General features: G+C 72.9%; 22 protein-coding genes. 12 read left to right on the top strand and 10 right to left on the bottom strand.

What is annotated here, in order from left to right; all coding sequences use genetic code 11:
* The first annotated feature begins 29 nt into the window (after positions 1-29).
* Both ACFRKB_RS01335 and ACFRKB_RS01340 read left to right on the top strand, forming a co-directional pair.
* A complete protein-coding gene (locus ACFRKB_RS01335; protein ID WP_383102251.1) occupies positions 30-893 on the top strand; it encodes an HAD family hydrolase in 864 nt (287 codons plus the stop codon).
* Positions 890-3,298, top strand: coding sequence for a glycoside hydrolase family 65 protein (locus ACFRKB_RS01340; RefSeq protein WP_383102253.1), 2,409 nt, complete (start codon positions 890-892; stop codon positions 3,296-3,298). Before ACFRKB_RS01335 ends, ACFRKB_RS01340 begins: the two co-directional genes overlap by 4 nt.
* A 44-nt stretch (positions 3,299-3,342) precedes the next feature.
* Here the strand turns inward: ACFRKB_RS01340 and ACFRKB_RS01345 are convergent, their stop codons facing one another.
* Positions 3,343-4,386: a zinc-dependent alcohol dehydrogenase family protein gene (locus tag ACFRKB_RS01345; RefSeq protein WP_383102255.1), complete on the bottom strand. Its 1,044-nt coding sequence runs from the start codon at positions 4,384-4,386 to the stop codon at positions 3,343-3,345.
* Between the two features lie 168 nt (positions 4,387-4,554).
* Between ACFRKB_RS01345 and ACFRKB_RS01350 the strand changes: the two genes are divergently transcribed.
* Positions 4,555-5,415 carry a COG4705 family protein gene (locus ACFRKB_RS01350; RefSeq protein WP_383102257.1) on the top strand — a complete coding sequence of 287 codons (861 nt, stop codon included), beginning with the start codon at positions 4,555-4,557 and terminating at the stop codon, positions 5,413-5,415.
* Here ACFRKB_RS01350 and ACFRKB_RS01355 read toward each other — a convergent pair.
* Together ACFRKB_RS01355 and ACFRKB_RS01360 are read right to left on the bottom strand one after the other, a co-directional pair.
* Positions 5,390-6,871 (bottom strand): ATP-binding protein, encoded by a 1,482-nt coding sequence (locus ACFRKB_RS01355; protein WP_383102258.1) that lies wholly within the window; start codon positions 6,869-6,871, stop codon positions 5,390-5,392. The genes ACFRKB_RS01350 and ACFRKB_RS01355 overlap by 26 nt on opposite strands.
* A gap of 19 nt (positions 6,872-6,890) precedes the next feature.
* Positions 6,891-7,568, bottom strand: a complete 678-nt coding sequence (locus ACFRKB_RS01360) for a response regulator transcription factor (RefSeq protein ID WP_383102260.1) — start codon at positions 7,566-7,568, stop codon at positions 6,891-6,893.
* A 154-nt stretch (positions 7,569-7,722) separates the two neighbouring features.
* Here ACFRKB_RS01360 and ACFRKB_RS01365 point away from each other — a divergent pair, with 154 nt between their 5' ends.
* Both ACFRKB_RS01365 and ACFRKB_RS01370 read left to right on the top strand, forming a co-directional pair.
* Positions 7,723-8,421 (top strand): response regulator transcription factor, encoded by a 699-nt coding sequence (locus ACFRKB_RS01365; RefSeq protein WP_383102262.1) that lies wholly within the window; start codon positions 7,723-7,725, stop codon positions 8,419-8,421.
* A gap of 39 nt (positions 8,422-8,460) precedes the next feature.
* On the top strand, positions 8,461-9,762 hold the full coding sequence (locus tag ACFRKB_RS01370; protein WP_383102263.1) for a sensor histidine kinase: 1,302 nt from the start codon (positions 8,461-8,463) through the stop codon (positions 9,760-9,762).
* Between the two features lie 250 nt (positions 9,763-10,012).
* On the opposite strand, the gene ACFRKB_RS01375 is transcribed toward ACFRKB_RS01370, so the two are convergent.
* The 5 genes from ACFRKB_RS01375 to bla form a co-directional block, all read right to left on the bottom strand.
* Entirely contained in the window at positions 10,013-12,655 is a 2,643-nt protein-coding gene (locus tag ACFRKB_RS01375) for an FtsX-like permease family protein (protein WP_383102265.1), read from the bottom strand.
* On the bottom strand, positions 12,652-13,467 hold the full coding sequence (locus ACFRKB_RS01380; RefSeq protein ID WP_383102267.1) for an ABC transporter ATP-binding protein: 816 nt from the start codon (positions 13,465-13,467) through the stop codon (positions 12,652-12,654). The genes ACFRKB_RS01375 and ACFRKB_RS01380 overlap by 4 nt, the downstream gene beginning before the upstream one ends.
* Positions 13,464-14,126 carry an ABC transporter ATP-binding protein gene (locus tag ACFRKB_RS01385; RefSeq protein ID WP_383102557.1) on the bottom strand — a complete coding sequence of 221 codons (663 nt, stop codon included), beginning with the start codon at positions 14,124-14,126 and terminating at the stop codon, positions 13,464-13,466. Before ACFRKB_RS01385 ends, ACFRKB_RS01380 begins: the two co-directional genes overlap by 4 nt.
* Positions 14,123-14,782, bottom strand: a complete 660-nt coding sequence (locus ACFRKB_RS01390; RefSeq protein ID WP_383102269.1) for a hypothetical protein — start codon at positions 14,780-14,782, stop codon at positions 14,123-14,125. The genes ACFRKB_RS01385 and ACFRKB_RS01390 overlap by 4 nt, the downstream gene beginning before the upstream one ends.
* 127 nt (positions 14,783-14,909) lie before the next feature.
* The gene (bla, locus tag ACFRKB_RS01395; protein ID WP_383102271.1) at positions 14,910-15,854 is read right to left on the bottom strand and encodes a class A beta-lactamase; all 945 of its coding nucleotides are present in this window, start codon (positions 15,852-15,854) and stop codon (positions 14,910-14,912) included.
* Positions 15,855-16,003: 149 nt separating this feature from the next.
* Between bla and ACFRKB_RS01400 the strand changes: the two genes are divergently transcribed.
* Both ACFRKB_RS01400 and ACFRKB_RS01405 read left to right on the top strand, forming a co-directional pair.
* Positions 16,004-16,933, top strand: coding sequence for a LysR family transcriptional regulator (locus ACFRKB_RS01400; RefSeq protein WP_383102273.1), 930 nt, complete (start codon positions 16,004-16,006; stop codon positions 16,931-16,933).
* Entirely contained in the window at positions 16,930-17,832 is a 903-nt protein-coding gene (locus tag ACFRKB_RS01405) for a serine hydrolase (protein WP_383102275.1), read from the top strand. Before ACFRKB_RS01400 ends, ACFRKB_RS01405 begins: the two co-directional genes overlap by 4 nt.
* Positions 17,833-17,896: 64 nt before the next feature.
* Here ACFRKB_RS01405 and ACFRKB_RS01410 read toward each other — a convergent pair whose 3' ends face one another.
* Positions 17,897-18,655 (bottom strand): DeoR/GlpR family DNA-binding transcription regulator, encoded by a 759-nt coding sequence (locus tag ACFRKB_RS01410; RefSeq protein WP_383102277.1) that lies wholly within the window; start codon positions 18,653-18,655, stop codon positions 17,897-17,899.
* Positions 18,656-18,744: 89 nt separating this feature from the next.
* Between ACFRKB_RS01410 and ACFRKB_RS01415 the strand changes: the two genes are divergently transcribed.
* Positions 18,745-19,992, top strand: coding sequence for an MFS transporter (locus ACFRKB_RS01415; protein ID WP_383102279.1), 1,248 nt, complete (start codon positions 18,745-18,747; stop codon positions 19,990-19,992).
* Positions 19,993-20,007: 15 nt separating this feature from the next.
* Here ACFRKB_RS01415 and ACFRKB_RS01420 read toward each other — a convergent pair whose 3' ends face one another.
* Positions 20,008-21,141 (bottom strand): PP2C family protein-serine/threonine phosphatase, encoded by a 1,134-nt coding sequence (locus ACFRKB_RS01420; RefSeq protein WP_383102281.1) that lies wholly within the window; start codon positions 21,139-21,141, stop codon positions 20,008-20,010.
* A 206-nt stretch (positions 21,142-21,347) separates the two neighbouring features.
* Here ACFRKB_RS01420 and ACFRKB_RS01425 point away from each other — a divergent pair, with 206 nt between their 5' ends.
* From ACFRKB_RS01425 to ACFRKB_RS01440, 4 genes are all read left to right on the top strand, one after another.
* Positions 21,348-22,043, top strand: a complete 696-nt coding sequence (locus ACFRKB_RS01425) for a helix-turn-helix transcriptional regulator (protein WP_383102283.1) — start codon at positions 21,348-21,350, stop codon at positions 22,041-22,043.
* Positions 22,044-22,117: 74 nt separating this feature from the next.
* Positions 22,118-23,260, top strand: coding sequence for a DSD1 family PLP-dependent enzyme (locus ACFRKB_RS01430; RefSeq protein WP_383102558.1), 1,143 nt, complete (start codon positions 22,118-22,120; stop codon positions 23,258-23,260).
* Positions 23,261-23,362: 102 nt separating this feature from the next.
* Positions 23,363-24,331, top strand: coding sequence for a pyridoxal-phosphate dependent enzyme (locus tag ACFRKB_RS01435; RefSeq protein ID WP_383102285.1), 969 nt, complete (start codon positions 23,363-23,365; stop codon positions 24,329-24,331).
* Positions 24,332-24,477: 146 nt separating this feature from the next.
* On the top strand, positions 24,478-25,017 hold the full coding sequence (locus tag ACFRKB_RS01440; RefSeq protein WP_383102287.1) for an RICIN domain-containing protein: 540 nt from the start codon (positions 24,478-24,480) through the stop codon (positions 25,015-25,017).
* The last annotated feature ends 155 nt before the right edge of the window (positions 25,018-25,172 follow it).

Genomic DNA, 25,172 nt, shown 5'->3' on the forward strand with positions numbered 1-25,172 from the left:
GTACCGACCATGCGCGAACGGACCGGGCCATGACCGCCGCACCGGTTCTGGCGCCGTGTCTGCGCTCCGTACGCGCCGTGGTCCTCGACACCGACGGGGTCATCATCGACTCCGCCGGAGTGCACGCCGCGGCCTGGAAGGGCGCGTTCGACGCGTGTCTGTCCGCCGCGGGCATGCGGCCGCCCTTCGACGCCGTCGAAGACTTCCGCCGCTATGTCGACGGCAAGTCCCGCGAGGACGGGGTGGTGGCGTTCCTGAACGCGCGCGGACTCGATCTGCCGCTCGGCGATCCCGGGGACGGGCCGGGGACGGCCACGGTCCGGGCCGTCGCGGCACGCAAGGGGCAGTTGTTCGACGAGCACGTGCGCGAGCACGGCGTCGACGTCTGGCCGGGGACCGTACGCCTGCTCCACGTGCTGGCCGCCGAGCACGTGCCGTGCGCCGCCGTCTCGGCGTCCCGGCACGCGACCGAGCTGCTGACGGTGGCCGGTGTGCTCGGTCTGCTGCGGACCGTGGTGGACGGCAATGAGGCGCGCCGGCTGCGGCTGCCGGGCAAGCCCGACCCGGCGCTCTTCCTGGAGGCCGCGCGCCGTCTCGGGTTCCCGCCCCGGGACACGGCCGTCGTGGAAGACGCGCTGCCCGGTGTCGAGGCCGGCCGGCGCGGCGGGTTCGGCCCGGTGATCGGCGTCGACCGGACGGCCGGCCCGACGAGCGCGGCCGAACTGCGCGAGCACGGCGCCGATGTGGTCGTCGCCGACCCCGGAGAACTGCTGGTCACAGAAGACGGCCGCACCAGCGTGAACAGCGGAGACGTGAGCAGCGGAGACGTGAACAGTGGAGACGTGAACGGCGGAAGCGCGACCGGGAGAAGCGTGGACAGGAGAAGCGGGTGACCACACGCGCCTGGACCTGGACCTACGAGGGGTACGACCCCGAGGCGGAGCGGCTGCGCGAGGCGCTCTGCACGCTCGGCAACGGCTACTTCGGCACCCGTGGCGCCGCGTCGGAGACGTCCGAGGGACCGGCGCACTACCCCGGCACCTACGCGGCCGGCTGCTACAACCGGCTGATCTCCACCGTGGGGGGCCGCCAGGTCGAGAACGAGGACATGGTCAATCTGCCCAACTGGCTTCCGCTGCGCTACCGCGCACGCCCCGAAGGAGCCGCACCGGGACCGTGGCTCTCACCCGACGGCCCCCATCTCCTCACCCACCGGCAGAGCCTGGACCTGCGGCACGGCACCCTGACCCGCTGGTCGGTGTACGAGGACGAGGCCGGGCGGCGGCTGCGCGTGGAGCAGTGCCGGCTGGTGCACATGGGCGAGCCGCATCTCGCCGCGCAGCGCACCTCGTTCACCGCCGAGGGCTGGGCCGGGACGGTGGAGGTGGAGTCCGGTCTCGACGGCGATGTGCGCAACGCGGGAGTGGAGCGGTACGCCGATCTCGCCAACCGGCATCTGACCCATCTGCGCACCGGCGCCGAGCGCGACGACACCGTGGTGTGGCTGCGGTGCCGCACCGTCAACTCCGACATCCGGATCGCGCTGGCCGCGCGTACCCGCGTCACCGACCACCGTGCCCTCGCGCCCCGTGCGCGGCTCACCGCCGGACAGGCCGTCCAGAGCCTCACGATCCCCGTCGGGCGCGACGAGACGGTGGCCGTCGACAAGACGGTCGCGCTGTACACGTCCCGCGACCCGGCGATCAGCGGCCCGCGGAGCACCGCCGTCCAGGAGGTGCGGCGGGCCGCCGACTTCCCCCGGCTGCTGGCCTCGCACCAGCGCGCCTGGGAGCGCATCTGGCGGGAGGCGGCGCTGGACGTGCCCGGTGAGGCGGGCCGGATCCTGCGGCTGCACCTCTTCCACGTACTCCAGACGCTCTCCCCGCACACGGCGGGGCTGGACGCCGGCGTACCGGCCAGAGGGCTGCACGGCGAGGCGTACCGCGGCCATGTCTTCTGGGACGAGCTGTTCGTCCTGCCCTTTCTCAACCTGCACTTCCCGGAGGTCTCCCGCTCCCTGCTCGGTTACCGTCACCGGCGGCTGCCCGCGGCCATCCACGCGGCGCGGAGCGTGGGCCGGCGGGGCGCGATGTACCCCTGGCAGAGCGGCAGCGACGGACGCGAGGAGACCCAGGAACTGCATCTCAACCCGCGCTCCGGCCGCTGGCTGCCCGACCACTCCCGGCTGCAGCACCATGTCGGCTCGGCGGTCGCGTACAACGTCTGGCAGTACTGCCAGGCCAGCGGCGACACGGAGTTCCTGCACACCGACGGCGCCGAGACGCTGCTCCAGATCGCGCGGTTCTGGGCGAGCAGCGCGGTCTGGGACCCGGCGCTCGAGCGGTACCGCATCCGCGGTGTCGTCGGTCCCGACGAGTACCACGACGGCTACCCGGACGCCACGGTCCCGGGACTGGACGACAACGCCTATACGAACGTCACCGCCGCGTGGGTGCTGAGCCGGGCCCTCGAACTCTGCCGGACCCTGCCCCTCTCGCACCGCCACCAGCTCTTCGACCGTATCCGGCTCGCGCCGTCGGAACAGGACGGCTGGGACGACATCGCCCACCGGCTCCATGTGCCGTACCACGCGGGGATCATCAGCCAGTTCGCCGGATACGGGGACCTCGCCGAACTCGACTGGGACGGGTACCGGAAGCGGTACGGCGACATCCGGCGGCTGGACCGGATCCTGGAGGCGGAGGGCGACACCGCCAACCGCTACCAGGCGTCCAAACAGGCCGATGTGCTGATGCTCGGCTATCTCTTCTCGCCCCGCGAACTCGCCGGGCTCTTCCGGCAGCTCGGCCACCGGCTCGACGACGACTCCTGGCGGGCCACCGTCGACTACTACCTCGCCCGCACCAGCCACGGGTCCACGCTCAGCTCCCTCGTCCACGCCTGGGTGCTGGCCCGGGTCCGCCGTGAGGACGCGTGGGCCTTCGCCGAGGAGGCGCTCGCCGGGGACGTGGCCGACGTCCAGGGCGGCACCACGGCGGAGGGCATCCACCTCGGCGCGATGGCGGGCACCCTGGACTTCGTACAGCGCGGGCTGACCGGTCTGGAGACGCGGGACAACGCGCTGTGGCTGGATCCGGCGCCGCTGCCCCAGCTGTCGAAGTTCGGGGTCGGCATCCGCTACCGCAGCCACTGGGACGTGGATCTGCGCATCCGCGCCGAGCGGGTACGGATCGCCGTACCGGACGGGACCGACGGTCCGGTACGTGTGGTGCTCGGCGGCGTCGAGTCCGTCATCCCCCCGGGCACCACACGCCGGCTCGAACTGCCCGGTGTGTGAGCCGGTGCGGCAGCGGTGCGACGACGGTGTGACGGCGGTGCGCGTCAGTCGGGTACGAGCACCGCGGCGCCGTTCACCCGGTCGGCGGCGAGGTCGGCGAGCGCCCGGTCGGCCTGGCTCAGCGGATAGCGGCTGACGGTGACGCGGATGCCGATGCGCTCGGCCAGGTCGAGGAAGTCGTAGCCGTCCTGGCGGGTGTTGGAGGTGACGCTGCGCAGATTCCGTTCCTGGAAGAGATGGCGCTGGTAGTTCAGCACGGGAATGTCGGAGAGATGGATTCCGGCGATCGAGAGCGTGCCCGACCGGTCCAGGGCCTCCAGCGCCACCGGCACCAGATCACCCACCGGAGCGAACAGGATCGCCGAGTCCAGCGGCTCCGGCGGCCGGTCGTGGTCGTCGGCGGCCGAGGAGGCGCCCAGTTCCATGGCGAGTTCACGTGCCCGCACCGACCGGGTCAGCACATGGACCGTGGCGCCCTCGGCCAGCGCCACCTGCGCGGCCAGATGGGCGGAGGCGCCGAAACCGTAGATCCCCAGGCGCCCGCCGCGCGGCAGCGCGCTCCGGCGCAGGGAGCGGTAGCCGATGATCCCCGCGCACAGGAGCGGCGCGAGCAGCGCGGGGTCCTGGTTCTCCGGCAGCGGGTAGGCGAACGCCTCGGGGACAAGGGCCAGTTCGGCGAAGCCGCCGTCCGCGTCCCAGCCCGTGTAGCGGGAGCGGGGGCAGAGATTCTCCTTCCCCGCCAGGCAGTAGCGGCAGGTCCCGCAGGTGCCGCGCAGCCAGGCCCCGCCGGCCCGGTCGCCGGTACGGAACCGCGTCACGCCCGTACCGGCGGCGGTGACCCGGCCGACGATCTCGTGGCCCGGGATGCTCGCCGGGCGGTGCGGGGTGAGATCGCCCTCGGTCAGATGCAGATCCGTACGGCAGACTCCGCACGCCTCCACCCGCAGCAGCAGTTCGCCGGGGCCGGGGACGGGCACGCGGCGGCTGACCCGGACCAGCGGTCGTCCCGTGCTGATCGGTCCCGGGGTCTCGACGGCCCAGCCGTCGTAGGTCTCCGTGGCGGGCGCGGCGGACGCGGGAACAGCCATAACCCCAGCCTGCGTCGGGCGCCGACCCGCGGCAAGCGGGCACCGCCCGGGGGCGTGCGCCGGAATCGCTCCGGGGGCATGCGCCGGAATCGCCGCGGGGACGTCCGCCGGAATCGAGGCGGGAAGTGGTCAGGAAGCGTTCAGGTACGGACTGCCAGCCTCCCGGGCATGACAACCAACACGCACGCGGCGGGAGCGGCGCCGCGAAGCCGCGGGATGTGGAACAAAGTCCCCGAGGTCACCCTGTACTTCTGGGTCATCAAGATCCTCTGCACCACCGTGGGCGAGACCGCGGCCGACCTGCTCAACGCCAATCTGGGCCTGGGCCTGACCAACACCTCGTATGTGATGGGGGCGCTGCTGGCCGTCGCGCTCTTCTTCCAGTTCCGGGCGCGCGCCTACGTGCCGTCCCTGTACTGGCTGTCCGTCGTCCTGATCAGCGTCGTCGGCACGCTGGTCAGCGACAACCTCACCGACAATCTCGGCGTCCCGCTGGAGACGACCACCTGGATGTTCGCCCTGGCGCTGGCCGTGACGTTCGTCGCCTGGTACGCGAGCGAGCGGTCGCTGTCCATCCACACCATCCACACCCGGCGGAGGGAAGCCTTCTACTGGCTGGCGATCCTCTTCACCTTCGCGCTCGGCACCTCGGCGGGCGATCTCGCGGCCGAGCGTCTCGGTCTGGGCTACTGGGTGTCCGCCGTCCTGTTCGCGGTGCTGATCGCCGCGGTGGCCTTCGCCCGCTTCACGCTCGACTTCCACGCCGTCTGGTCGTTCTGGATCGCGTACGTCCTCACCCGGCCGCTCGGCGCCTCGCTCGGCGACTATCTCTCCCAGGCGCGCGCGGACGGCGGGCTGGGTCTCGGCACGGTCGGTACGAGCCTGCTCTTCCTCGCCGTCATCCTCGGGCTGGTCGTGTATCTCACCCGGAGCAAGAGGGATGTGACGCCGCTCGGCGGCGGAACGGGCGGCGGCGGTTCCGGGGAGCACGCACGCGACCGGTTCAGCCTGCCGGAAGACGTACGGTAAACCCCGCTCCGGGGCCGGTTCCGGGCGTGGAGCCGGCCTCGGCCCCGGCGGTGTCCAGCGTGATGTCGCCGCCCGCGGCGCGGGCCAGCCGGCGGGCGAGCGCCAGGCCCAGACCGGCGCCGTCGTGTCCGTCGCCGGGGGCGGCGCGGCGGCCCGGTTCGAAGAGCGAGGGTACGAACGTCTCCGGCACCCCCGGTCCGTCGTCGACGACACGCACCTCGACCGCCCCCGGCACCGCCGCGCACTCGATCACGACGGAGCGCACGGCATAGCGCCGGGCGTTGTCCAGGAGCGGCATCAGGATGCGCTCCGCGACGGCCTCCGAGACGCCGGCCGTCGCGGGGGCGCCATGGACCCCCACCGGCGGCGAGCCCGGGTGATCCGTGGCCGTACGCTCCGCGAGCGCCCGCGCGAGATCGAGCGGCCGGCAGCGGCCCGGGACCTCCGAGCCCCGGGTGCGGGCCTCGGAGAGCAGGCTTTCGCAGATCTGCCGCATGGTGGCCGCGGCGCTCGCGATCGCCTCGTGCGAGACGCGCTGCTCCCCGGCGTCACGCGGGCGTTTGACCAGCCACTCCGTCTCCGCCGTGATCCGCGCCAGCGGGGTGCGCAGCTCATGGGACAGCTCGGCGCTCTGCTGCTGCTCATGGCGCAGGACAGCCGCGAGCCGGTCGAGCAGCTCGTCGAGACTGGCGGCGAACGAGGCGAGCTCCGCCGGGCGGCCCTCGGTGCCGAAGCGCTGGGCCGTGCCCTCCTCGCTCCACAGGGCGGCCTGCGCGCTCATCCGGCCCACGGGCCGCAGCGCCCGGCGTACGGCCAGCCGCGTCAGCAGATAGACCGTGCCCAGCAGCAGCACCGCGAGCACCACCGACGCCGTCAGGGCCGAGTCCGCCGTACTGCGGTACGGATCGAGGCCGACGGAGGTGACGACCGTGCCCACCTGCTTGTGGCCGTCGGCGTCCTTGACCGGCAGGGCGAACAGCCGGGCGTCGCTCGGGTCGCCGACCTCGGCGAACGTGCCGGCCTGTCCGGCCAGCCCGTCGGCGCGCTGTCGCAGGGCCGCCGGTGCGCCGGGCGGCTTCTCGATCGCGCGATGCCCCTGATAGATCCACACCCCGGCGTCGAGGGCCTGGTCCTCCGACGGTTCGTGGATGACGAAACGGCCGTCGGGCCGGGGCTCGATCGTGGCGGCGACCGCCTCGGCCCGGGTCCGCAGGACATCGTCCGCCTGCGCGTGCAGTCTGCCGTTCAGGGCCAGGTTGAACGCGGCGGTCAGGACGGCGACCCACAGCGCGCTGGTGATCAGGGCGACCAGGGCGAGGCGGCCCCGCAGGGTGGGGGGCGACAGAAACCCACGTGCGAATCCACGCCGGAAACCCTGCGGGGATCCCCGCAGGAAACCCCGCAGGAAACCCCGCAGGAATGCGCGCAGTCGCCGCGCGGTCGTCCGTACGCTCATCCGCGTCCGCCGGGCCTTCTCATGCGGTGCTCTCCGTGAAGCGGTAGCCGATGCCCCGTACGGTGCTGATGCCGTGCGAGGCACCGGTCTCGCGCAGCTTGCGCCGCAGCCGGGTCAGATACTGGTCGAGGGTGTTCTCGCTGACCTGGGCGCCCTCCGGCCAGCCGGCCCGGAGCAGGGTCCGGCGGCGCACCGCCGTGCCGGGAGCGGCCATCAGACAGGCCAGCAGCCGGAACTCGGTCGGTGTCAGGGACACGGCGGCGTCGCCCGCGCTCAGCTCGTGCCGTACCGGATCCAGCCGCAGCCCGCCCGTGTCGATCGACGGGTCCCGTCCGGCCCGGCGCAGGGCCGCACGGATCCGCGCCGCCAGTTCGGCCAGGTGAAAGGGCTTGGCGAGATAGTCGTCCCCGCCGGAGGAGAACCCGGACAGCCGGTCGGTGAGCTGGTCGCGCGCGGTCAGGAACACCACCGGCGCGGTGATTCCGGCGGCGCGCATGGCCTGGCAGACATCGCGGCCGTCGGAGTCGGGCAGACCGATGTCCAGCACCACGGCGTCCACCCGGGCATCGACGCCGCGCAGCGCGCCGGCGCCGTCGGCCGCGGTCACGACCTCGAAGTCCTCGTCGCGCAGACCTCGGGCGAGTACATCGCGCAGGCCGTGGTCGTCCTCGACGATCAGGACACGGTGAGTGGTCACCCGGCCAGTATTACGCGGACGCCGACGGGCGGGCGTAGGCCGGCCTCGGCACAGCTCCGGCCCCGGGCCACGCGTTCAGGTGGCGTTCAGGTTCGCGGGTCCACCATCGTGGCCGGGCGCACGGGGCACCCCCGGACACGAGGCGGTGGGTGGCATGGCGGCACGCATCGTGGTCGTCGAGGACGACCCGGCCATCGGTACCGGGCTGATCGGCACGCTGCGCGTACTGGGCCATGACACCCGGTGGTGCCGCGACGGCGGATCCGCGCTGGAGAGCGTCGCGCGGCGGCCCGCCGAACTGCTCCTCATCGATCTCGGTCTGCCCGACATCGACGGATTCGCACTCTGTCGTCGGCTGCGCGAGCGCGTGCCGGACGCCGTCCTCGTCGTGCTGACCGCCCGTACCGCAGAGATGGACGTCATCCAGGCCCTGGAGTGCGGCGCCGACGACTACCTCACCAAGCCGTTCCGGCTCGCCGAACTCCAGGCGCGCGTGTCGGCCCATCTGCGCCGCGCCGCGCCCGGCGGACACGAGGGGCCGGCGCGGATCGGGCTGGGGCCGCTGGTGATCGACCGGCCGGCCCGGCGCTGTACCACCGCCGCACAGGGCGAAGTGCCGCTCAGGCCACGGGAGTTCGACCTGCTGGTACGCCTCGCGCTCGGCGCGGGGCAGGCGGTGAGCCGCGAGGAGCTGATGAGCGATGTATGGGACGAGAACTGGTTCGGCCCCACGAAGACCCTCGACGTGCATGTCGCCGCGCTGCGCCGGAAGCTGGGCGGCCTCGTACGGATCACGACACTGCGGCAGTTCGGCTACCGGCTCGAACCACCCGGTCCCCCGGTCGGTCCGTGACGGTCCGGGACGGCCCGCCGTAGCGGGAAGGAGCCGGCCGTGCGGCGTCGCATCCTGAGAGCGACCGTGCTGGCGGTGGTGTGCGCGGTGCTGCTGTTCGCCGTACCGCTGGGCATCGTGGTGCCGCGGCTCTACCAGCAGGACGAGGTGCGCGAGTTGCAGCAGCTCGGCGAGCAGATCGCGGTGAGCCTGCCCGCGCGGCCCGTACAGCCGCCTGGTTCCGACCCGGTCGAGCTGCCTCGCACCGAGCGCGGCACGCGGATCGCGGTCTACGACCCGGGGGCGCGGCGCGTCCTCGGCGACGGTCCCCGGGCGGGCGACGGGCCGGTGCGCGAGGCCGCACGCGGCCGGGCCTCCTCGCGGCGCGTGAACGACAGCCTGGTGGTGGCGGTCCCCGTAGGAGGCGCGGAGCGCGTACGGGCCACGGTCCGGGTCAGCGCGCCCGCCTCGCAGCCGCTCCGCAGGACCGCCCTGACCTGGAGCGGCATGCTGGCGCTCGCCGGTCTCGCGGTCGGTACGGGAGTCGTTCTCGCGCTCCGCTCCAGCAGACGCCTGGCGCGTCCGCTGGAGGCGCTGGCCGGTACGGCGCGCCGGATGGAGGGCGGAGATCTGGGGGCGCGGGCCGCGCCGTCCGGGATACCGGAGACCGACGCGGTCGCGAGCGCGCTGGCCCGCACGGCGGGACGGGTCGACCAACTCCTCCAGCGGGAGCGGTCCTTCAGCGCCGATGTGTCGCACCAGCTGCGCACGGCGCTGACGGGGGTACGTCTCGACCTCGAGACGTCGTTGGCGGCGGGTGCCAGCGGCGACCCGCGCGAGGCGATGACCTCCGCGCTGGAGCGGCTCGGATCGATGGAGACGACCCTGGCCGATCTGCTCGTCCTGGCGCGTGACGCCCCCGAGCGGGCCACCCTGGACCTCGCGCCGCTCCTCGGCCATGTCGCGCGCCGCTGGCACGGCGAGCTGGCCGCACAGGGCCGGCGGCTGCGGGTCCTGGCGGAGGACGATCTGCCCGAGGGCGCCGGGTCGGGCCGCGCGGCCCGGCAGATCCTGGACGTCCTGCTGGCCAACGCGTGCGGCCACGGCCGGGGGACCGTGACCGTACGCGTCCGGGACACGGGCGGTGTGCTCGCCCTCGATGTGGAGGACGAGGGACCGGGGATCGCCGACGACCGGCCGCTCTTCGAGCGCCGCCCGGAGGACGCCACGGGCCATGGCATCGGCCTCGCGCTCGCCCGTTCGCTGGCCGAGGCGGAGGGCGGCAGACTCTTCGTCTCCCGCCCGCGCCCGCACCCCCGCTTCACCTGGCTGATCGCCGCGCTTCCGGGCGATGGCGCGTGAGCCCTGAGGGGACGGCATGGCCGGGGGCCGCGGACGGCGCGTCGCCGCCCGCGGCCCCCGGGGCACTAGACGAGTAAGTCCGAAGTGGCGTCGTCCGCCCGGAGGGCGGGCCCGGGGGCGTCTGGTGCGTGCGATCGCAAGGCGCCGGGATGTCCTCGTAGCGGAGCTACTAGGGCATGTCGGCAACGCGGCGAGCGTGCGTGCCAGGCGTTCCCGGGCAGACGGGACTTCGGACTTACTCGTCTAGCCCTCACAACTCCCGTAGCTCGGTGAGCGGAGGGCGCCGCGCGTGACGTGCGGCCGCCCAGGCCGCCGCCGCCAGCGCGGCCACCGTGACACCGGCCGTCGCCAGCAGATACGCCCAGGGAACGGCGACATGCGACGGCGGTGGATCGAAGACCCCGGAGAGCACCTTCACCAGCATGTGCGACAGCGACCACCCCAGGACCGCGCCACAGGCGCCGCCCGCCACGGCGACCAGGGCCGCCTCACTCCAGACGAACCCCGACAGCTGACGGCCCCTGGCCCCCAGCACCGACGCCAGCGCCAGCGTGCGCCGCCGCTCGGCCAGCCCGAGCGCCAGGACCAGTCCGCCCGCCGCCGCCGCGATCACCAGCGCGAAGCCCAGCTCGACCCGGGTCAGCCCGGCGAGATCGACGGCCGTCAGGCTGGAGCCGATGACCGTACGCGACGACGGCAGATCCGTGACGCGCGCGGTCGGGCCGAGCAGGGTCCTGGCCCGCGCCGCGACGGACCGCTGGGCCGTGCCGCCCGTGTCGACCAGCAGCGTTCCGACGGCCGCGCTGCCCGTCGTACGGGCGATGTACGAGGAGTTGGCGACCAGGAAGCTGTCCTTGGGCGCGGTCGGGAACTCCTTGACGACACCGGCGAAATGGAAGGAGATCGTCCGGAGCCCGCCCGTTCGCGCGTCCGTCAGCCGCAGCCGGACCTGATCCCCGGGATGGAGCTGGAAATCGTGCGCGGTCTCCGCGCTCACCAGCAGCGCGTCGGGCCGCCGCGCGAGCCGGTCCATCAAGCCGCTCGCGGTGCCTCCGGAGAAGTAGGCGTCCTGCAGGCGCCCGGCCGGCACGATGCTCTTCGGCCGGACCCCGTACAGGTCCTGGAGATCGGCGCCGACGTACGCGAACCGGTGCTGGACCGGTTCCACATGCCGTACGCCGGGCACCCCGGCCAGCTTCGCCGCGTCCGCCGTCCCCGTGGCGCCGCTCGTCGAGGTGGTGACCGTGACATCGGCGCCATTGGTCAACACGGCGTCCACCTCGGCCTGTTGGCGATAGGTGGAGTTGAACACGGCGGTCGACGCGGCGAACGCGCAGGCCAGGGCCAGCAGGACGACGGAGCGCAGCACGGCGCCGCGCTGCCGTGAGACACCGGCCGCGACCGTCCCCGCCAGCGCCCCCGCCGCGGGCCGGAACAGCCACTGGAGCAGCGGCCTTCCGCGCCGCAGCAGCAGATCGGCCAGCAGCCAGGCCAGTACCGCGCCGGCCGCCCACAGCAGGGCCGGTCCCGCGAAGGCCCAGTAGTCCACGGAGAGGGACGCGGTGCCCTCGGGAGCGAGGACCAGGGCGTACGCGGTCGTGCTCGTCGCGCGGAAGACCGCCAGCGAGCCGGCCAGGAGGACGGCGGCCAGCGCCCACCACGCGGGGTGCGGCGCCGGGCGGCGCGCGACCGCCGTACGTCCGGACGCGACGGTCGCGCGCCGGGCGTCATAGCGCGCGGGCAGCAGTACGGTCGCGCCCGCCACCCCGAACCCCACGGCCGACGCCGCGAGGGCCCACGACAGGGGCACCCCGGCGGTGTGGAACGCCACGCGGCCCACCAGCGCGGCCAGTGCCAGCCCGCCCGCCGTCCCCGCCACGGCGACGACGACGGCCTCCACCGCCGCGAGCCCGACGAGCTGCCGTACGGTCGCGCCCCTGGTCCGCAGCAGCGCCTGCTCCTTGCGCCGCCTGCCCGCGCCCGCCTGGGCGACCGCCCAGGTCAGGGCCGCGGCCAGCACCGACCCCGGTACGCCGAGGAAGAGGAAGAGCAGCTGCGCGTACAGGGCGTCGGCGCGGGCGGCGTCCAGGACGGCACCCAGATTGTCACCGACCAGCCCGGCCCCGGCGAGCCGTACCTCCGCGTGGTGCGCGCTGCCGGTCGCCCTGGTGTACGCGGCGGCCGGATCGGGCGGCAGACCGTGGCCGCGCAGGGTATGGATCTGAGTCCGTACCAGGTCGGGCCGGGAGGCCGCGAGCGGATCGAAGACGGTGTGCCAGGTCCGCTGGGGGAGCAGCACGATGTTGTCCGGCGGGGCCGACGGCTGGGACTGCGGCGGAGCGCCCACCTTCTGGAACAGGGAGTCGGCGAGCGGGAGTTCCACGACACCGTCCACCCGCAGTCGTACGGCGGGCAGCCCGGCCCGCCCGACCGCGATGGTGTCGCCGGGAGCCGCGTGCAGATTGGCGGCGGTCTGCTGGGCGAGCAGCACGCCTCGGCCGTGTCCCGCGAGGACGCGGATCTCGCCGGGGAAGGTACGGGCGTAGCCGTCGGGCAGACCGAGCACGGACCCGGGACCGGTGGTCTGGAGCGTGCCACCCGTCCGTGCTTCGAGGCCGCTCGTGCCCGCGTAGCCGACCGGCAGCGCGGCCTTCGTACCGTCAAGTGCGCGCACGGTGGACAGCACCGCGTCCGGATCGGCGCCGTCCGCCACCTGCACCTGCCAGTCCACGGACACCGTCCGTACCGACTGGGAGGTCATGGTGGCACGGGTCTGGGAGAGGAAACCGCCGAGGAGGGACAGCAGCGCGACGGCCACCATGACGCCCGACGCGGTGGCGAGGAGCCGGCCGCCGCGTACCCGCAGCAGCCCGGAGAGCCACATTCCGATCATCGCGCCTCACGCTCCTGACGTTCCCCGGCCTGACGTTCCCCGGCCGGGCGTTCTCCGGCCTGGCGTTTCCCCGCTCGGCGACTCCCGGCCCGTGCTGCCTCGGCCCGGTCGTCCCCGGCCGTGCCGTCGGGCAGCACCAGGCGCCCGTCGGCCATGGACCAGCGGGTGGGCAGCGCGTCGGCCACCCGCGGGTCGTGTGTGCTGACCACCATGGCCGCGCCGAGCATGGCGGCGGCTGTGAGCAGCACCCCCATCACGTGCCCGGCGCTCTCCCGGTCCAGCTGCCCGGTCGGCTCGTCCGCGAGGATCAGCCGGGGCCGGCGGGCCAGCACCCGGGCCACCGCGACGCGTTGGGCCTGGCCCGCCGACAGTTCGTCCGGCAGTTTCGACGCCAGCGCTTCGAGCCCCAGCTCCGCCAACGCCGCGACGGCGCGCGCGTCCGCCTCGGCCTCCGCCACACCGTCGATGCGCAGCGGCAGTGCGACGTTCTCCACCGCTGTGAGCGGCGGCAGCAGACTCGGGCCCTGGAAGACGACACCGATATGCCGGGGGAGTGAGCCCTCGGGCAGCCCGGGGTGCCCGACCCGGCCGGCGGTCGGGCGGTCCAGACCCGCCATCAGATGCAGCAGCGTCGACTTGCCCGAGCCGGAGGGACCGACCACGGCGATTCCGGCACCCGCGGCGACCGCGCAACTCGCGCCGTGCACGGCGACCACCGCGCCGGCGCCCTTGCCGTACGTACGCGCCGCGTCCGTGCAGACGACCAGCGGCTCTCCGCCGGGCGTCACCGCCCCTGTCCCGTTCGCGGTCATGACACCCACCGTCCGTCCCGCAGCCGCAGCACCCGGTCGGCGACGGCGGCCACCTCCCGCGAGTGGGTGACGACCACCATGGCTGTCCCCGTGGCGGCGCGTTCGCGCAGCAGCGTGAGAATCCGCCGCTCGGTCTCCGCGTCGACCTCTCCGGTGGGCTCGTCCGCGAGAACGACGGCCGGATCATTGGCCAGAGCCACGGCCAGACCGGCGCGCGCGGCCTCCCCGCCGGACAACTGCCGCGGCAGCGCGCCCGCACGCCCGTCGATCCCCATCTGCCGCAGCAGGTCCTGTCCCCGGCCACGGTCCGGTACGTGCGCGAGCCGCTGGACGAGCCGCACATTGTCGGCGACGGTGAGATGGTCCAGCAGATTGCCGGACTGGAACAGCACTCCGATGTGCTGTGCCCGGAGCCGGCCGCGCAGGTGTTCCCGCTGGTGCGACAGCGGACGGCCGGCGACGCGCACCATGCCGCCGTCCGGCTCGTCCAGCCCCGCCAGACAGCTCAGCAGCGTCGTCTTGCCCGAGCCGGAAGGCCCGGTCACCGCGACGATCTCGCCCTTCGCCACCTCCAGTCCGACGCCCTGGAGCGCGAACGTCTCCTCCTCGCCCGCCCGGAAGAACCGGTACAGGGAGTCCGCGCTGAGCGAGGCGGTCATCGCGTCCACCGGAAAGAGTCCGTGACGGTGCGCCAGGGGTCCACGTTGTCCGCGCCCACGGCGCCGGACAGGGTCAGTACGACCTGGGTGCCGTTCTTCCAGAAGGCATACCGCTCCACGTCCTGCTGAACGCTCTTGCCGGTCACTCCGTCGGGGGCCGAGTCCGCGCGGTACGTGGCCAGTACGGCGTCGCCGCCCTGCCGCTTCACCGTGCTGACCTTGCCCACCCGCACGTTCTTCGCGGACCGTTCCACGGCGGGGAGGTCGACCGAGCGCACGGACCGGTCGGTCGGCGCCTGGGCGGCCGGCGACGGCTCGACGCGGACGCTGTTGAACTTGTCGCTGAAGACCGTGGCCGGCCCGGCGGCCTGGCGCGCCCAGCCCTCGGGCACCTTCACGGAGAACCCGCCGCCGGGCGGCGACCAGGCCACATACACCTGGTTGTCGGGGATGTCGCCCGCCGGATTCGACTCGGGCGCCGGGGCCGCCGCCGACGAGGAGGATGACGAACCAGAACCGGAACCGGCCCCGGCTCCGGAACCAGAACCGGAACCGGCCCCGGCTCCGGAACCAGAACCGGAGCCGGAGGAGGAACACGCCACGGCTCCGGTCAGGACCACGAGACCGGTCAGCGCGGCGGACAAGGTACGACGCATGGTGACACCTCTGCGCAGGGATCGGAACGAGCCGGCCGGAATGCCGTCTCCTCCCCGACGCTAGAAACGCCGCGCCCAGCGCCCGCCCCTCAGCCGGTTAGCGCGCGGTTAACGTCCGGGCCGCGTTCTACGACAGCGCGCCGGTGACCACGGAGGCCGCTTCCGCGATCAGTTTGTCGTCGTGCTGGGCGTCCTTGGCAGGGCGGTTCGACATGATCGCCATGACGATGGGGGCGCTGTCGGGGGGCCACACCACGGCGATGTCGTTGCGGGCGCCGTGGTAACTGCCGGTACCGGTCTTGTCGCCGACCACCCAGCCCTTGGGCACCCCGGCCCTGATGAGCGCGTCCCCGGTGGTGTTGGTCTTCAGCCACTGCGTGAGCTGGCCGCGTTCGGCCTTGCCGAGGACGTCTCCGAGAACGAACGCGCGCAGATCCTCGGTCAGCGCCCGCGGCGTGCTCGTGTCCCGCTTCTCGCCCGGGACCCATCGGCTCAGCTCCGGCTCCCGGCGGTCCATCCGGGTGATGTCGTCGCCGATTCCCCTCAGTACGGCTTCGAGTCCCTTGGGCCCGCCGAGTTCGTCGAACAGCAGGTTCGCCGCGGTGTTGTCACTGAAGCGGACGGTGGCGTCACACAGCTCCTTCAGGGTCATGCCCGTCGCGACGTTCTTCTCGGTCACGGGGGAGTGGGCGACCAGATCGTCCTTGGTGTACCTGATCACCCGGTCCATCCCGGCCATGGAGTTCTTCCGCAGCACGGCGCCGGCGGCCAGCGCCTTGAAGGTGGAGGCGTAGGGGAACCGCTCGCCGTCGTTGTACGCGACCTCGCGCCCGGTGCCGGTGTCGATGGCGTACACACCCAGGCGCGCGTCGAAGGTGCGCTCAAGTTCACGCAACTCGCCGGCGAAGGGCTTCGCGGCCGGACTGGGCTGTGCCGTCGTGGCCGACGCGGACAACGCGGCGGACGGCAACGACGAGGCGGCGGAATCGCCTTGGCCGCAGGCCACGAGCGGGACGAGGAAGAGCGTGGCGAGCGCACCGAGAACGGCGCGCCGGGCACGGCTGTGGTGCATGGTCCAAACCTCCGGGGGCGCCCCGGGCGCGGGGCGCATAGGGGATGGAGTGACACGGCCCCATCCCGGTACGTGGTGGTGGTCATCAGTGCCGGGACCACCCTCACCTCCCGGCTGCCATGCGGTCCAATACGCTCATGCGCGGTTCCATGCCGATCCGGCATAGAGTGTCGGCTGTGGATCTGGTCGGAGCGTGTCGCGCGTTTGTCAGCGTCAGTGAGCACGGGAGTTTCACCGACGGCGCGTCCGCTGCCCGGATGTCGCAGTCGGTGGCCAGCCGTCGCGTCGCCGCCCTGGAGGAACGCTTCGGTGAGCAGCTGTTCGAGCGCACATCGCGGCGGGCCGTCCTGACCCCGTTCGGCCGGGACATGCTCCCGGCGGCCAGACAGCTCGTTCAGAGCGCCGAGGTACTGCTGAACGAGGCAGCGGCCGTCAAACGCAAACCCTGGCGGCTCGCGGTGCCCGGCATCTGCTCCACGGCCGGTCTCGCCCGCCTTGTCGCCGAGGCGCGGGGGCAGGGTGTCACGCTCGATCTCCGCGTGGCCGCGCCGGGGGAGCGCAGGGAGCTCATCCATGCCCAGCAGGTGCGTGCCGCCGTGCTCGCGGTGCCCGCCGACGAGGCGACGTGGTCCGTACCGCTCGGGCTCGCCGGTGCCCAGGATCCCGGCATCAAGCGCCTGTACGTCGAGACGCTGCGGCTGGGACGGGCCTCTCCGGGACCGGCCCGCCGTATCTGGATCCAGCCGGAGGACGATGTGCCGCACATCCGTGACCCGTTGACGCGGCTGCGCGACGCGGTGGGTCTGCGGCCCGCCCAGCTCGTCGCCGCGGCCGATCTGACGACCGCGACGGCGGAAGTCCTCTGCACCCGCGACCTGTTGCTGTGCTCCCCGGCGCAGGCCGGGGAACTCGCCCTGAACTGGCGGCCCATCGGGGAGATCACCCTCAGCCGGGGGTTCGCGCTCGCCGCCGCCGCGGACGGCAATCCACAGCACATCGAAGCGCGCCTGGGCGACGCCCTCGCCAGGCTCCTCGGCGCGGACACCCGGGCGGGCACCTCCGGAGGGGCGGCGGCATGAACACCGAGGCACTGCTCAGCGACATGCGCGGGCAGCTGCGCGACGGCGGCCTGCACGGCTGCCTGCTCGTGCGGGATCTGCGTACGGGAGAAGAGCTGGGCATCGACCCGGACACACAACTGCCCGCCGCTTCCCTGGTCAAGGTCCCGCTCGCGCTGGCGACGGCGGAGCGCATCCGGCGGGGCGAGCTCGACGGGGCGACGATGCTCGACGTACAGCCCGGACGGATCACCACACCCGGCCCCACCGGGCTGAGCCGATTCCGCCACCCCACCCGGATCGCGATCGACGACCTGCTGTATCTGAGCACCTGCGTGAGTGACGGAACGGCCGCCGACGCGCTGTTCGGCCTCACCCCGCCCGCCCGGGTCGCCGACATCCTGCACGAACTCGGCCTCCGCGGCCTCAGCGTCCGGCACGGCATGCTCGAACTGTCCGACACCCCCGCGGAACGCTTCGACGCGACCGAGGCCCATCTCGCCCACGCCCTCGCCATCGACGCCGGCACCGGCGGCCGGGGACACCGGGTGCCGCAGCTCGACACCACCCGCGCCAACACCGGCAGCGCACGCGCCTATGTCGAACTGCTCCAGGCCCTGTGGACCCCCTCGGCGATCCACCCCGAAGTGGCCGGGCGGGTGCGGGATCTCATGGCCCACAACGTGCTACGGCACCGGCTGACCCCGGACTTCAGCTCCGACGCCACCACCTGGTCCTCCAAGACCGGTACCCTGCTCAACCTCCGCCACGAGATCGGGGTCGTCGAGCACTCCGACGGTCAGGCCTTCGCCGTCGCCGCCCTCACCGAGTCTCTGGTCCCGGCCAGTACGCAGCCCGGCGCCGACGCCCTCATGGCGCACGTCGCCCGCACCCTGCGCGACCACCTCAGGCAGTTGTAGGCGAGCCGGGCCGGGATCCGGCGGCGGGCCCTCACCACCGGGCGCTCATGCCGTACCCGGGCAGTCAAACCGTCTGTACGACCACACCGGCCGCGGCCAGCGCGCCGGTCTCCTCCTCCGGCGCCCCCTCGTCCGTCACGACGGCGTCGAGCGCGGAGACCGGAGCGACGAAGGCGAGCGCCGTACGGGAGAACTTGGCGGCCTCCGCCACGGCGATCACCCGGCGGGCCGAGGCGATCGCGGCGCGCTTGACCGCGGCGTCGGCCAGGTCGTACGCGGTCAGACCGTCCTTGGAGGTGAGCCCGCAGCAGCCGATGACGGCGGTGTCGAAGCGCAGCGCGGCGAGTGACGCCTCGGTCAGCGGGCCGGTCAACGCCAGCTCGCCCGGACGCGGTTCACCGCCCGGCAGCAGCAGTTTCAGCTGGGGGGCGCCGGTCAGCGCGTTCGCGGCGTGCAGCGAGAGCGGCATGACCGTCAGCCTGCGGTGCTCCAGGGCGCGGGCGACCTCCAGACAGGTCGTGCCGCTGTCGACGAGCACCGACTCCCCGTCGGCGATCAGTCCGGCGACCGCGGCGGCGATGCGCCGCTTCGTCTCCGTCTCCTCCCGCGCCCGGAGCGCGAAGGGCGGCTCCTCGCCGCGCAGCAGCAGGCTTCTGGCGCCGCCGCGGTAGCGCTCCAGCACCCCCTGGGCGCCCAGGGCCTCCAGGTCGCGGCGGATGGTCATCTCCGACGCTCCGGTGAGCTCCGCCAGTTCGGTCACGCTCAGCTGCCCCGCCTCGCGCACGGCATCGGTGATCCGCCTCAGTCGCTCTGTGCTCGCCATACCGCACATTGAACACGTTCGACGATCGTTGGGCAATCTTTCGAACGCGATTTGTGTTTGCTATGTTCGCTCGCATGGAGAGATCACGCATGGAAAGATCACTGCGCGCCGCCCGGATCGCCACCTTCGGCTTCTTCACCCTCAACGGGTTCGTGATGGGCATGTGGGTCGTCCACATCCCGACGGTGGAGCACCGCGCGGGGATCAGCCATGCCGTGCTCGGCTGGCTCCTGCTGCTGCTCGGCGGCGGCGCGTTCGCCGGAATGCAGCTGGTCGGGCCGCTCACCGACCGCCTCGGCGCGCGCAAGGTGGTGCCCGCGAGCGCGGCGCTGTGCAGCGCCGCGCTGATCCTGCCAGGACTCGCCACCGAGGCATGGACGCTGGCCGTGGCCCTGCTGGTGTTCGGCTTCGGCAACGGCTGTCTGGACGTCAGCATGAACACCCATGCCGTCCAGGTCGAACGCGGCTACCGACGGCCCGTCATGTCGGCCTTCCACGCCTTCTTCTCGGTCGGCGGGGTGCTGGCCGCGCTGGTCGGCGCCCGGACCCTCAGCTGGGACTGGAGCGCGCCGCTGACCCTCACCTCGGTGAGCGTCTTCGGGCTGGCCGTCGCCGTACTCTTCACCCCCGCCCTGCTGCGGCCCGAGCCCGCGGCTGCCCCGGAGGCCACGTCCGAGGAGACCGGCGCCGGGCAGCGGACGGCCCCGGCGGGCCAGAAGGCTCCGCGCGGGAAGACGCCCTCGCGTATCTGGGCGCTGGCCGTGCTCGCCTTCATGCTGATGCTCTGTGAGGGCGTCGCCAACGACTGGAGCGTGCTCGGTCTGCGGGAAGTCCTCGACGCGCCCGCCGCCACCGCCGCCCTCGCCTACGGCGCGTTCTCCACCGCCATGACGATCGGACGGCTGCTCACCGACCGGGTGGCCGCGCGCTTCGGCCCGGTCGCGATCGTCCGTTACGGCACGTCCCTGGCGGCGCTCGGGCTGACGACCGTCGCGCTCTCCCCCTGGATTCCCCTCGCCCTGGCCGGCTGGACGGTCTTCGGCATCGGGCTGTCCGGCTCCGTACCCCAGCTCTTCAGCGCCGCGGGCCACGCGGACCAGGAGAGCGCCGGGGTCAATGTCTCCCGCGTCGCCGGTCTCGGCTACCTCGGCATGCTCGCCGGGCCCGCGATCATCGGGCCCATGACCCACTTCCTCCCGCTGAACCTCACCTTCTTCCTGCCCGTGGCCTTCTGCGTGATCGCCGCGTGCGCGGCCCGGATCCTGCGTACGGAATCCGCGGGGACGGTCGCCTCGGCCGGCCCCGTGCACGAGCGGGTGGGCAACCAGCCGGCCTGACGGCGCCGGGCGCCTTCACACGGCCGGAGCCCCACCCGCGGCGGGGGCGCGGCGCAGCGCGAGCACGGCTATGTCGTCCTGCTGGTGCCCGGCGGAGAAGGCGCGGGAATCCGTGTGGAGGGAGCGCGCGAGCCGGGTCGGGGGCAGCCCCGACTCCTCGGCGAGACGCTTCTCCAGCGGGAAGAACGTGCCGTCGGGCGCGCGCGCCTCGGTCAGACCGTCCGTGCAGAGCAGCAGCGTGGTGCCGAAGGGGAAGTCGAACCGGCCCACGGTGCGGGGTGTCGGCGTCAACGAGCCCAGGCCGAGCGGCAGATCGGCCTCTTCGAGGAGCACGGAGACGGTCGCGCCGGGTCCGACGAGATACGGCCGGGGGTGGCCGCAGCTGATGGCCTGCACCGTCGGGCTGTCATCGATACAGAGGACCAGCGCGGTGACGAACCGTTCCGGCTCATCGGCCTCGGCGGCGATGGCGTTGTGCCGTACGACGGCCTCCTCCAGGACGTCCACGAGACCGGCGAGCGTGCTCTCGCGGTACGCCGCCTCGCGGAACGCGCCGATCACGGCGAAGGCCGTGCCTATGGCGGGCAGCCCCTTGCCCTGGACGTCACCGATCAGCACGCGGGTGCCATAGGGCGAGGCCGCCAGGTCGTAGATGTCGCCGCCGACGAGTTTGTCCTCCTGGAGCGGCTCGTACACACCGTCCATCAGCACCTGGTCGGTGAGCAGCGGAAGCGGCCGGAGGATGCTCCGCTGCATGGCGGTGGCGGTTGACCGCAGCCGCAGCATCTCGTTCTCGTGCCGGATCCGGTACCGGCAGCCGAGCACGCTCAGCGTGCCGAAGATCACGGTGAGCGTCAGCGCGACGATGTCGTCGCTCCGGTTCGGCGCGGGACGGTAGAGGAGGGACAGAGCCACGACGGCGGCGGACCAGCACGCGGTGAACACGGTCTGCCGGACAGTGGTGAAGGCGGCGGCGAACGCGGGGAGGAAGACGACCAGACCGATCAGGCGTACGCCGGTGCCGGTCAGCAGGCCGAGCACGAGAATCAGCGCGGTCAGCCCCACGACCCACAGGAGTACGGCTCCGGTCGACGGCCGGCGTGCCCGGGGGTGGTCCGGATCCACCGGCTCGTCGGCCCTGGTGGCCACACCGCGCTCCCTTCACCGTCGGGCTCTCGTCCCACCTTCGGCCCGCGCCCCCGGGCGCGCGAGCGGCGAGGAGCACACGTGTGAGCGGGTCAGTCGCCGGACAGGATCTGGACGGAAACTCCAAAGGTGGATAGATTGTCTGTGCAGAGCTGGACAGACAATCAAGGCACTTCTCGGAACGGGGACGGGCGATGACCGCGGACGGCATGAGCCAAACGAGCGGCCGGAATGACACGTGGCACCAGGACGGGCGGGTGCCCGGGCCGGCGGCGTCCGGCGCGCCGGAGGACGAGCACCTCCTGGCCGAGGCCGAGAAGATCGCCCAGGCACTGGGCCGTATGTTCCCCGGCATCTGCGAGGTCGTGCTGCACGACCTGCGCGATCCGGACCACGCCATCCGCTTCATCGGGAACAACCTGTCGGGACGCCAGGTGGGGGAGTCCGCCACAGAGCTGGGCCTCGCCCGTATCAGGGACCCGCACTACCCCGGAGTCATCCAGAACTACGCCAACCGGTTCCCCGACGGACGCCCCGCCAAGAGCACCTCGATCGGGATCAAGAACGCCGCCGGGCAGTACATCGCCGCCCTCTGTCTGAACCTGGACATCTCGACGCTCTCGCCCCTCACGCTGACGCTCTCGAACCTGGTCGCGACCGACCCCGAAAGCCGGGACGTCCAGCTCGAGTCACTGCGCGACCGAAGCCGCCGGGAACTGCGCGAGGTCATCGAGACAGCCGCCGCCGAGCGCTCCACGACGCCGCGGGCCCTGCCCCGCGAAGCGAAGAGGGAACTGGTGCGGCGCCTGAGCGAGGACGGCTACTTCGACACCCGCAACGCCGCTCAGACCATCGCCGACCTCCTCGGCATCTCCCGAGCCAGCGTCTACGCCTACACGAAGTGAGACCGATGACCACCAGCGAGATCACCACGGGGGACGACCGCCCCCTCACGGGCGGCACCGCCTCGGTCACCACCGTGACGACGCTGGCCGACCCCGACACCCCCTTCGCCGCCGTCGACGTGCACAAGGCCCTGCGCAACATCGAACGACTGGCCGAGCGGGCCGACCGTCTCGGCGTCACCCTGCGCCCGCACATCAAAACGGCCAAGAGCCTTGAGGTCGCCGCCCTCATGCACGGCGGCGCCCCGTGTCCCGTCACCGTCTCCACCCTCGCCGAAGCCGAGGCGTTCGCCGACGGCGGCTACACGGACCTCACCTACGCCGTCGGCATCGACCCGCGCAAACTGCCGCGCGTCATCGCCCTCCTGCGCCGTGGCGTCACCCTGCGCGTCCTGCTCGACAGCCGCGAACAGGCCGCCTTCGTCGCCGACGCCGCCCGCGAGGCCGGCCTCGCCATCCCCGCGCAGATCGAGATCGACTGCGACGGCCACCGCGGCGGCATCGGGGCCGACGCCCCCGGACTCGTCGGCATCGGCCGCGTCCTGCACGGGGCCGGATGCCTCGACGGCGTCCTGACCCACGCGGGCGAGTCCTACTTCGCCCACACCCGCGAGGACCAGCGGCTGGCGGCCGAGAACGAACGCGCCACCGCGGTCGCGGCGGCGGAGCGGCTGCGCGCCGCCGGGCTGCCCGTCGGCACGGTCAGCGTCGGCTCCACGCCGACCGCCCACGCGGCCGAGGACCTCACCGGTGTCACCGAACTGCGGGCCGGAAATTACGTCTTCTTCGACCTGGTCATGGCGGGTCTGGGCGTCTGCCGCGTGGAGGACCTCGCCCTGTCGGTGGTGGTGACCGTCATCGGCCACCGCCCCGAGTACGGCTGGATCATCACCGACGGCGGATGGATGGCCATGTCCCGGGACCGCGGCACCGCCGTCCAGACCCAGGACCAGGGCTACGGCCTCGTCCTCGACCTGGCGGGAAACCCGGTCCCGAACCTGGTCATGAGCGCGGCGAGCCAGGAGCACGGCACCCTCACCGCCCGCGACGGCGCCCCACTGCCCGACCTGCCCCTCGGCACCCGGCTGCGCATCCTGCCCAACCACGCGTGCGCCACCGCCGCCCAGCACCGCGGCTACCACATCATCGACAGCGCCCGGCCCACGCGATCCGCGCCCGCCATCCAGGCCAACTGGGCACGCGTCACCGGCTGGTGAGCCGCCGGTGACCCGCGGCAACAGCGCCGCCCTCACCGCCGCCGCCCTCACCGCCGCCGCCCGACGCGCCCGCTCATCCCCGACCGACGCGAGGAAACCGCCATGACCGCCACCTTGCCCGTGACCTTCGACGACGTCCGCGAAGCCGCCGTACGCCTCGACGGCATCGCCCACCGCACCCCCGTGCTGACCTCCCGCACCCTCAACGCCCGCGTCGGCGCGGAGGTGTTCATCAAGTGCGAGAACTTCCAGCGCGTCGGCGCGTTCAAGTTGCGCGGCGCCTACAACGCCGCCGCGCAACTGTCCCCCGCGCAGCTGGCCAGAGGCATCGCCGCCTACTCCTCCGGCAACCACGCCCAGGCCGCCGCACTGGCCGCCCGGGAACTGGGCACCAGCGCCGTCATCCTGATGCCCGAGGACGCCCCCGAGTCGAAGAGGGCGGCCACCGCCGGATACGGCGCGGACATCGTCACCTACGACCGCTACACCCAGGACCGCACCGCGCTCGGCGAGGCACTCGCCGCCGAACGCGGCCTCGCCCTCATCCCTCCCTACGACCACCCGCACGTCATCGCGGGCCAGGGCACCGCGGCCCTCGAACTCTGCGAGGAGACCGGGGAACTGGACATGCTCATCGCACCCGTCGGGGGCGGGGGCCTGATGGCCGGCAGCGCCATTACCGCCAAGACCCTGCACCCTCGCATCCACACCGTCGGTGTCGAACCCGTCGGCGGCGACGACACCAAACGCTCCCTGGAAGCCGGCGAACGCGTCACCGTCCCCGTCCCCCGGACCCTCGCCGACGGACAGGCACTGGCCACCCCCGGCCGGCTCACCTTCGCCGTCAACCAGCGGTTCCTGGACGGCATCGCTCTCGTCGGCGACGACGAGATCCGCGACGCCATGCGCTTCGCCTTCGAACGACTCAAAATCGTCCTCGAACCCAGCGGCGCGACCGCCCTGGCCGCACTCCTCGCCGGACACATCGGCCACCGCCCCCGGCGGATCGGGGTCATCGCCTCCGGCGGAAACATCGACACCCGGCGATTCACCGACATCATCAACGGCTGACACCCAACACGGTCAATTCACCCGTCCGGCCCACACCCGGCACCCGAAGAGGTGGTTTGACGTTGCCGCCCCTCTGCCGCGGCGACGGCATCCGGCAGTCTCCTCCCGTGCCGGACAGTCCGGCCCGAATCGTGTCAGGAGAAGCAATGTCGGTAAACAAGCGGAACTGGGCAGTCGCGGCCACCGCCCTCGCGGGAACGATGCTTGTCGCGTCGATGACGCCCACCGCTTCGGCGCAGCCCGATACGGACAGAGCGGTCACCGTGCGGCAGCTCAGCCTGCGCCTGGCCTCCGATCCCGGCCAGGTCGCCAACGTCAAGGGCGGCGGCAGCGCGAACGGTACGCCGGTCATCCAGTGGCCCTGGTCCGGCGCCGCGAACGAGCGCTGGGAGGCCACGGCCAAGGGGGGTGGCTACTACCAGTTCGCCTCGCGGGAAAGCGGAAAGTGCCTGAACGTCAAGGGCGGTGGGAACGCCAATGGCGCCGAGGTCATCCAGTGGCCCTGCGGCAATAGCGCCAACGAGCTGTGGAAGTTCGTACGCAAGGGCATCGGCTACGAGCTGGTCGTCAAGTCCAGCCAGAAGTGTCTGAACGTCAAGGGCGGTGTCGGCAAGGGGCACGCCCTGATCCAGTACACCTGCGTCGGCGCCGCCAACGACATCTGGCTGCCCGTCTGGGAACACTGACAGTCATCCAGGACTGACAGCCATCCAGGAGGGGCGCCCGCCCCCCCCGCGGCCCCTACCCCGGCCCCCACAACACCCGGCGGGGCAAACCGCACCGCCCGGGCCGGGGCGACCCCGGCGGGCCCCCGGGGCGGCCCCGCCCACCCCCCGCGGCC

Source organism: Streptomyces scopuliridis (assembly GCF_042790125.1).
Taxonomy (GTDB): domain Bacteria; phylum Actinomycetota; class Actinomycetes; order Streptomycetales; family Streptomycetaceae; genus Streptomyces; species Streptomyces scopuliridis_A.

What these genes read in the sequence shown, in the direction of transcription:
- ACFRKB_RS01380 (WP_383102267.1), bottom strand. Translation starts at nt 13,467, where the DNA reads ATGACCGCGAACGGGACAGGGGCGGTGACGCCCGGCGGAGAGCCGCTG.
- ACFRKB_RS01375 (WP_383102265.1), bottom strand. Translation starts at nt 12,655, where the DNA reads ATGATCGGAATGTGGCTCTCCGGGCTGCTGCGGGTACGCGGCGGCCGG.
- ACFRKB_RS01415 (WP_383102279.1), top strand. Translation starts at nt 18,745, where the DNA reads ATGGAAAGATCACTGCGCGCCGCCCGGATCGCCACCTTCGGCTTCTTC.
- ACFRKB_RS01440 (WP_383102287.1), top strand. Translation starts at nt 24,478, where the DNA reads ATGTCGGTAAACAAGCGGAACTGGGCAGTCGCGGCCACCGCCCTCGCG.
- bla (WP_383102271.1), bottom strand. Translation starts at nt 15,854, where the DNA reads ATGCACCACAGCCGTGCCCGGCGCGCCGTTCTCGGTGCGCTCGCCACG.
- ACFRKB_RS01365 (WP_383102262.1), top strand. Translation starts at nt 7,723, where the DNA reads ATGGCGGCACGCATCGTGGTCGTCGAGGACGACCCGGCCATCGGTACC.
- ACFRKB_RS01405 (WP_383102275.1), top strand. Translation starts at nt 16,930, where the DNA reads ATGAACACCGAGGCACTGCTCAGCGACATGCGCGGGCAGCTGCGCGAC.
- ACFRKB_RS01345 (WP_383102255.1), bottom strand. Translation starts at nt 4,386, where the DNA reads ATGGCTGTTCCCGCGTCCGCCGCGCCCGCCACGGAGACCTACGACGGC.
- ACFRKB_RS01400 (WP_383102273.1), top strand. Translation starts at nt 16,004, where the DNA reads ATGCCGATCCGGCATAGAGTGTCGGCTGTGGATCTGGTCGGAGCGTGT.
- ACFRKB_RS01425 (WP_383102283.1), top strand. Translation starts at nt 21,348, where the DNA reads ATGAGCCAAACGAGCGGCCGGAATGACACGTGGCACCAGGACGGGCGG.
- ACFRKB_RS01435 (WP_383102285.1), top strand. Translation starts at nt 23,363, where the DNA reads ATGACCGCCACCTTGCCCGTGACCTTCGACGACGTCCGCGAAGCCGCC.
- ACFRKB_RS01350 (WP_383102257.1), top strand. Translation starts at nt 4,555, where the DNA reads ATGACAACCAACACGCACGCGGCGGGAGCGGCGCCGCGAAGCCGCGGG.
- ACFRKB_RS01385 (WP_383102557.1), bottom strand. Translation starts at nt 14,126, where the DNA reads ATGACCGCCTCGCTCAGCGCGGACTCCCTGTACCGGTTCTTCCGGGCG.
- ACFRKB_RS01390 (WP_383102269.1), bottom strand. Translation starts at nt 14,782, where the DNA reads ATGCGTCGTACCTTGTCCGCCGCGCTGACCGGTCTCGTGGTCCTGACC.
- ACFRKB_RS01410 (WP_383102277.1), bottom strand. Translation starts at nt 18,655, where the DNA reads ATGGCGAGCACAGAGCGACTGAGGCGGATCACCGATGCCGTGCGCGAG.
- ACFRKB_RS01355 (WP_383102258.1), bottom strand. Translation starts at nt 6,871, where the DNA reads ATGAGCGTACGGACGACCGCGCGGCGACTGCGCGCATTCCTGCGGGGT.
- ACFRKB_RS01335 (WP_383102251.1), top strand. Translation starts at nt 30, where the DNA reads ATGACCGCCGCACCGGTTCTGGCGCCGTGTCTGCGCTCCGTACGCGCC.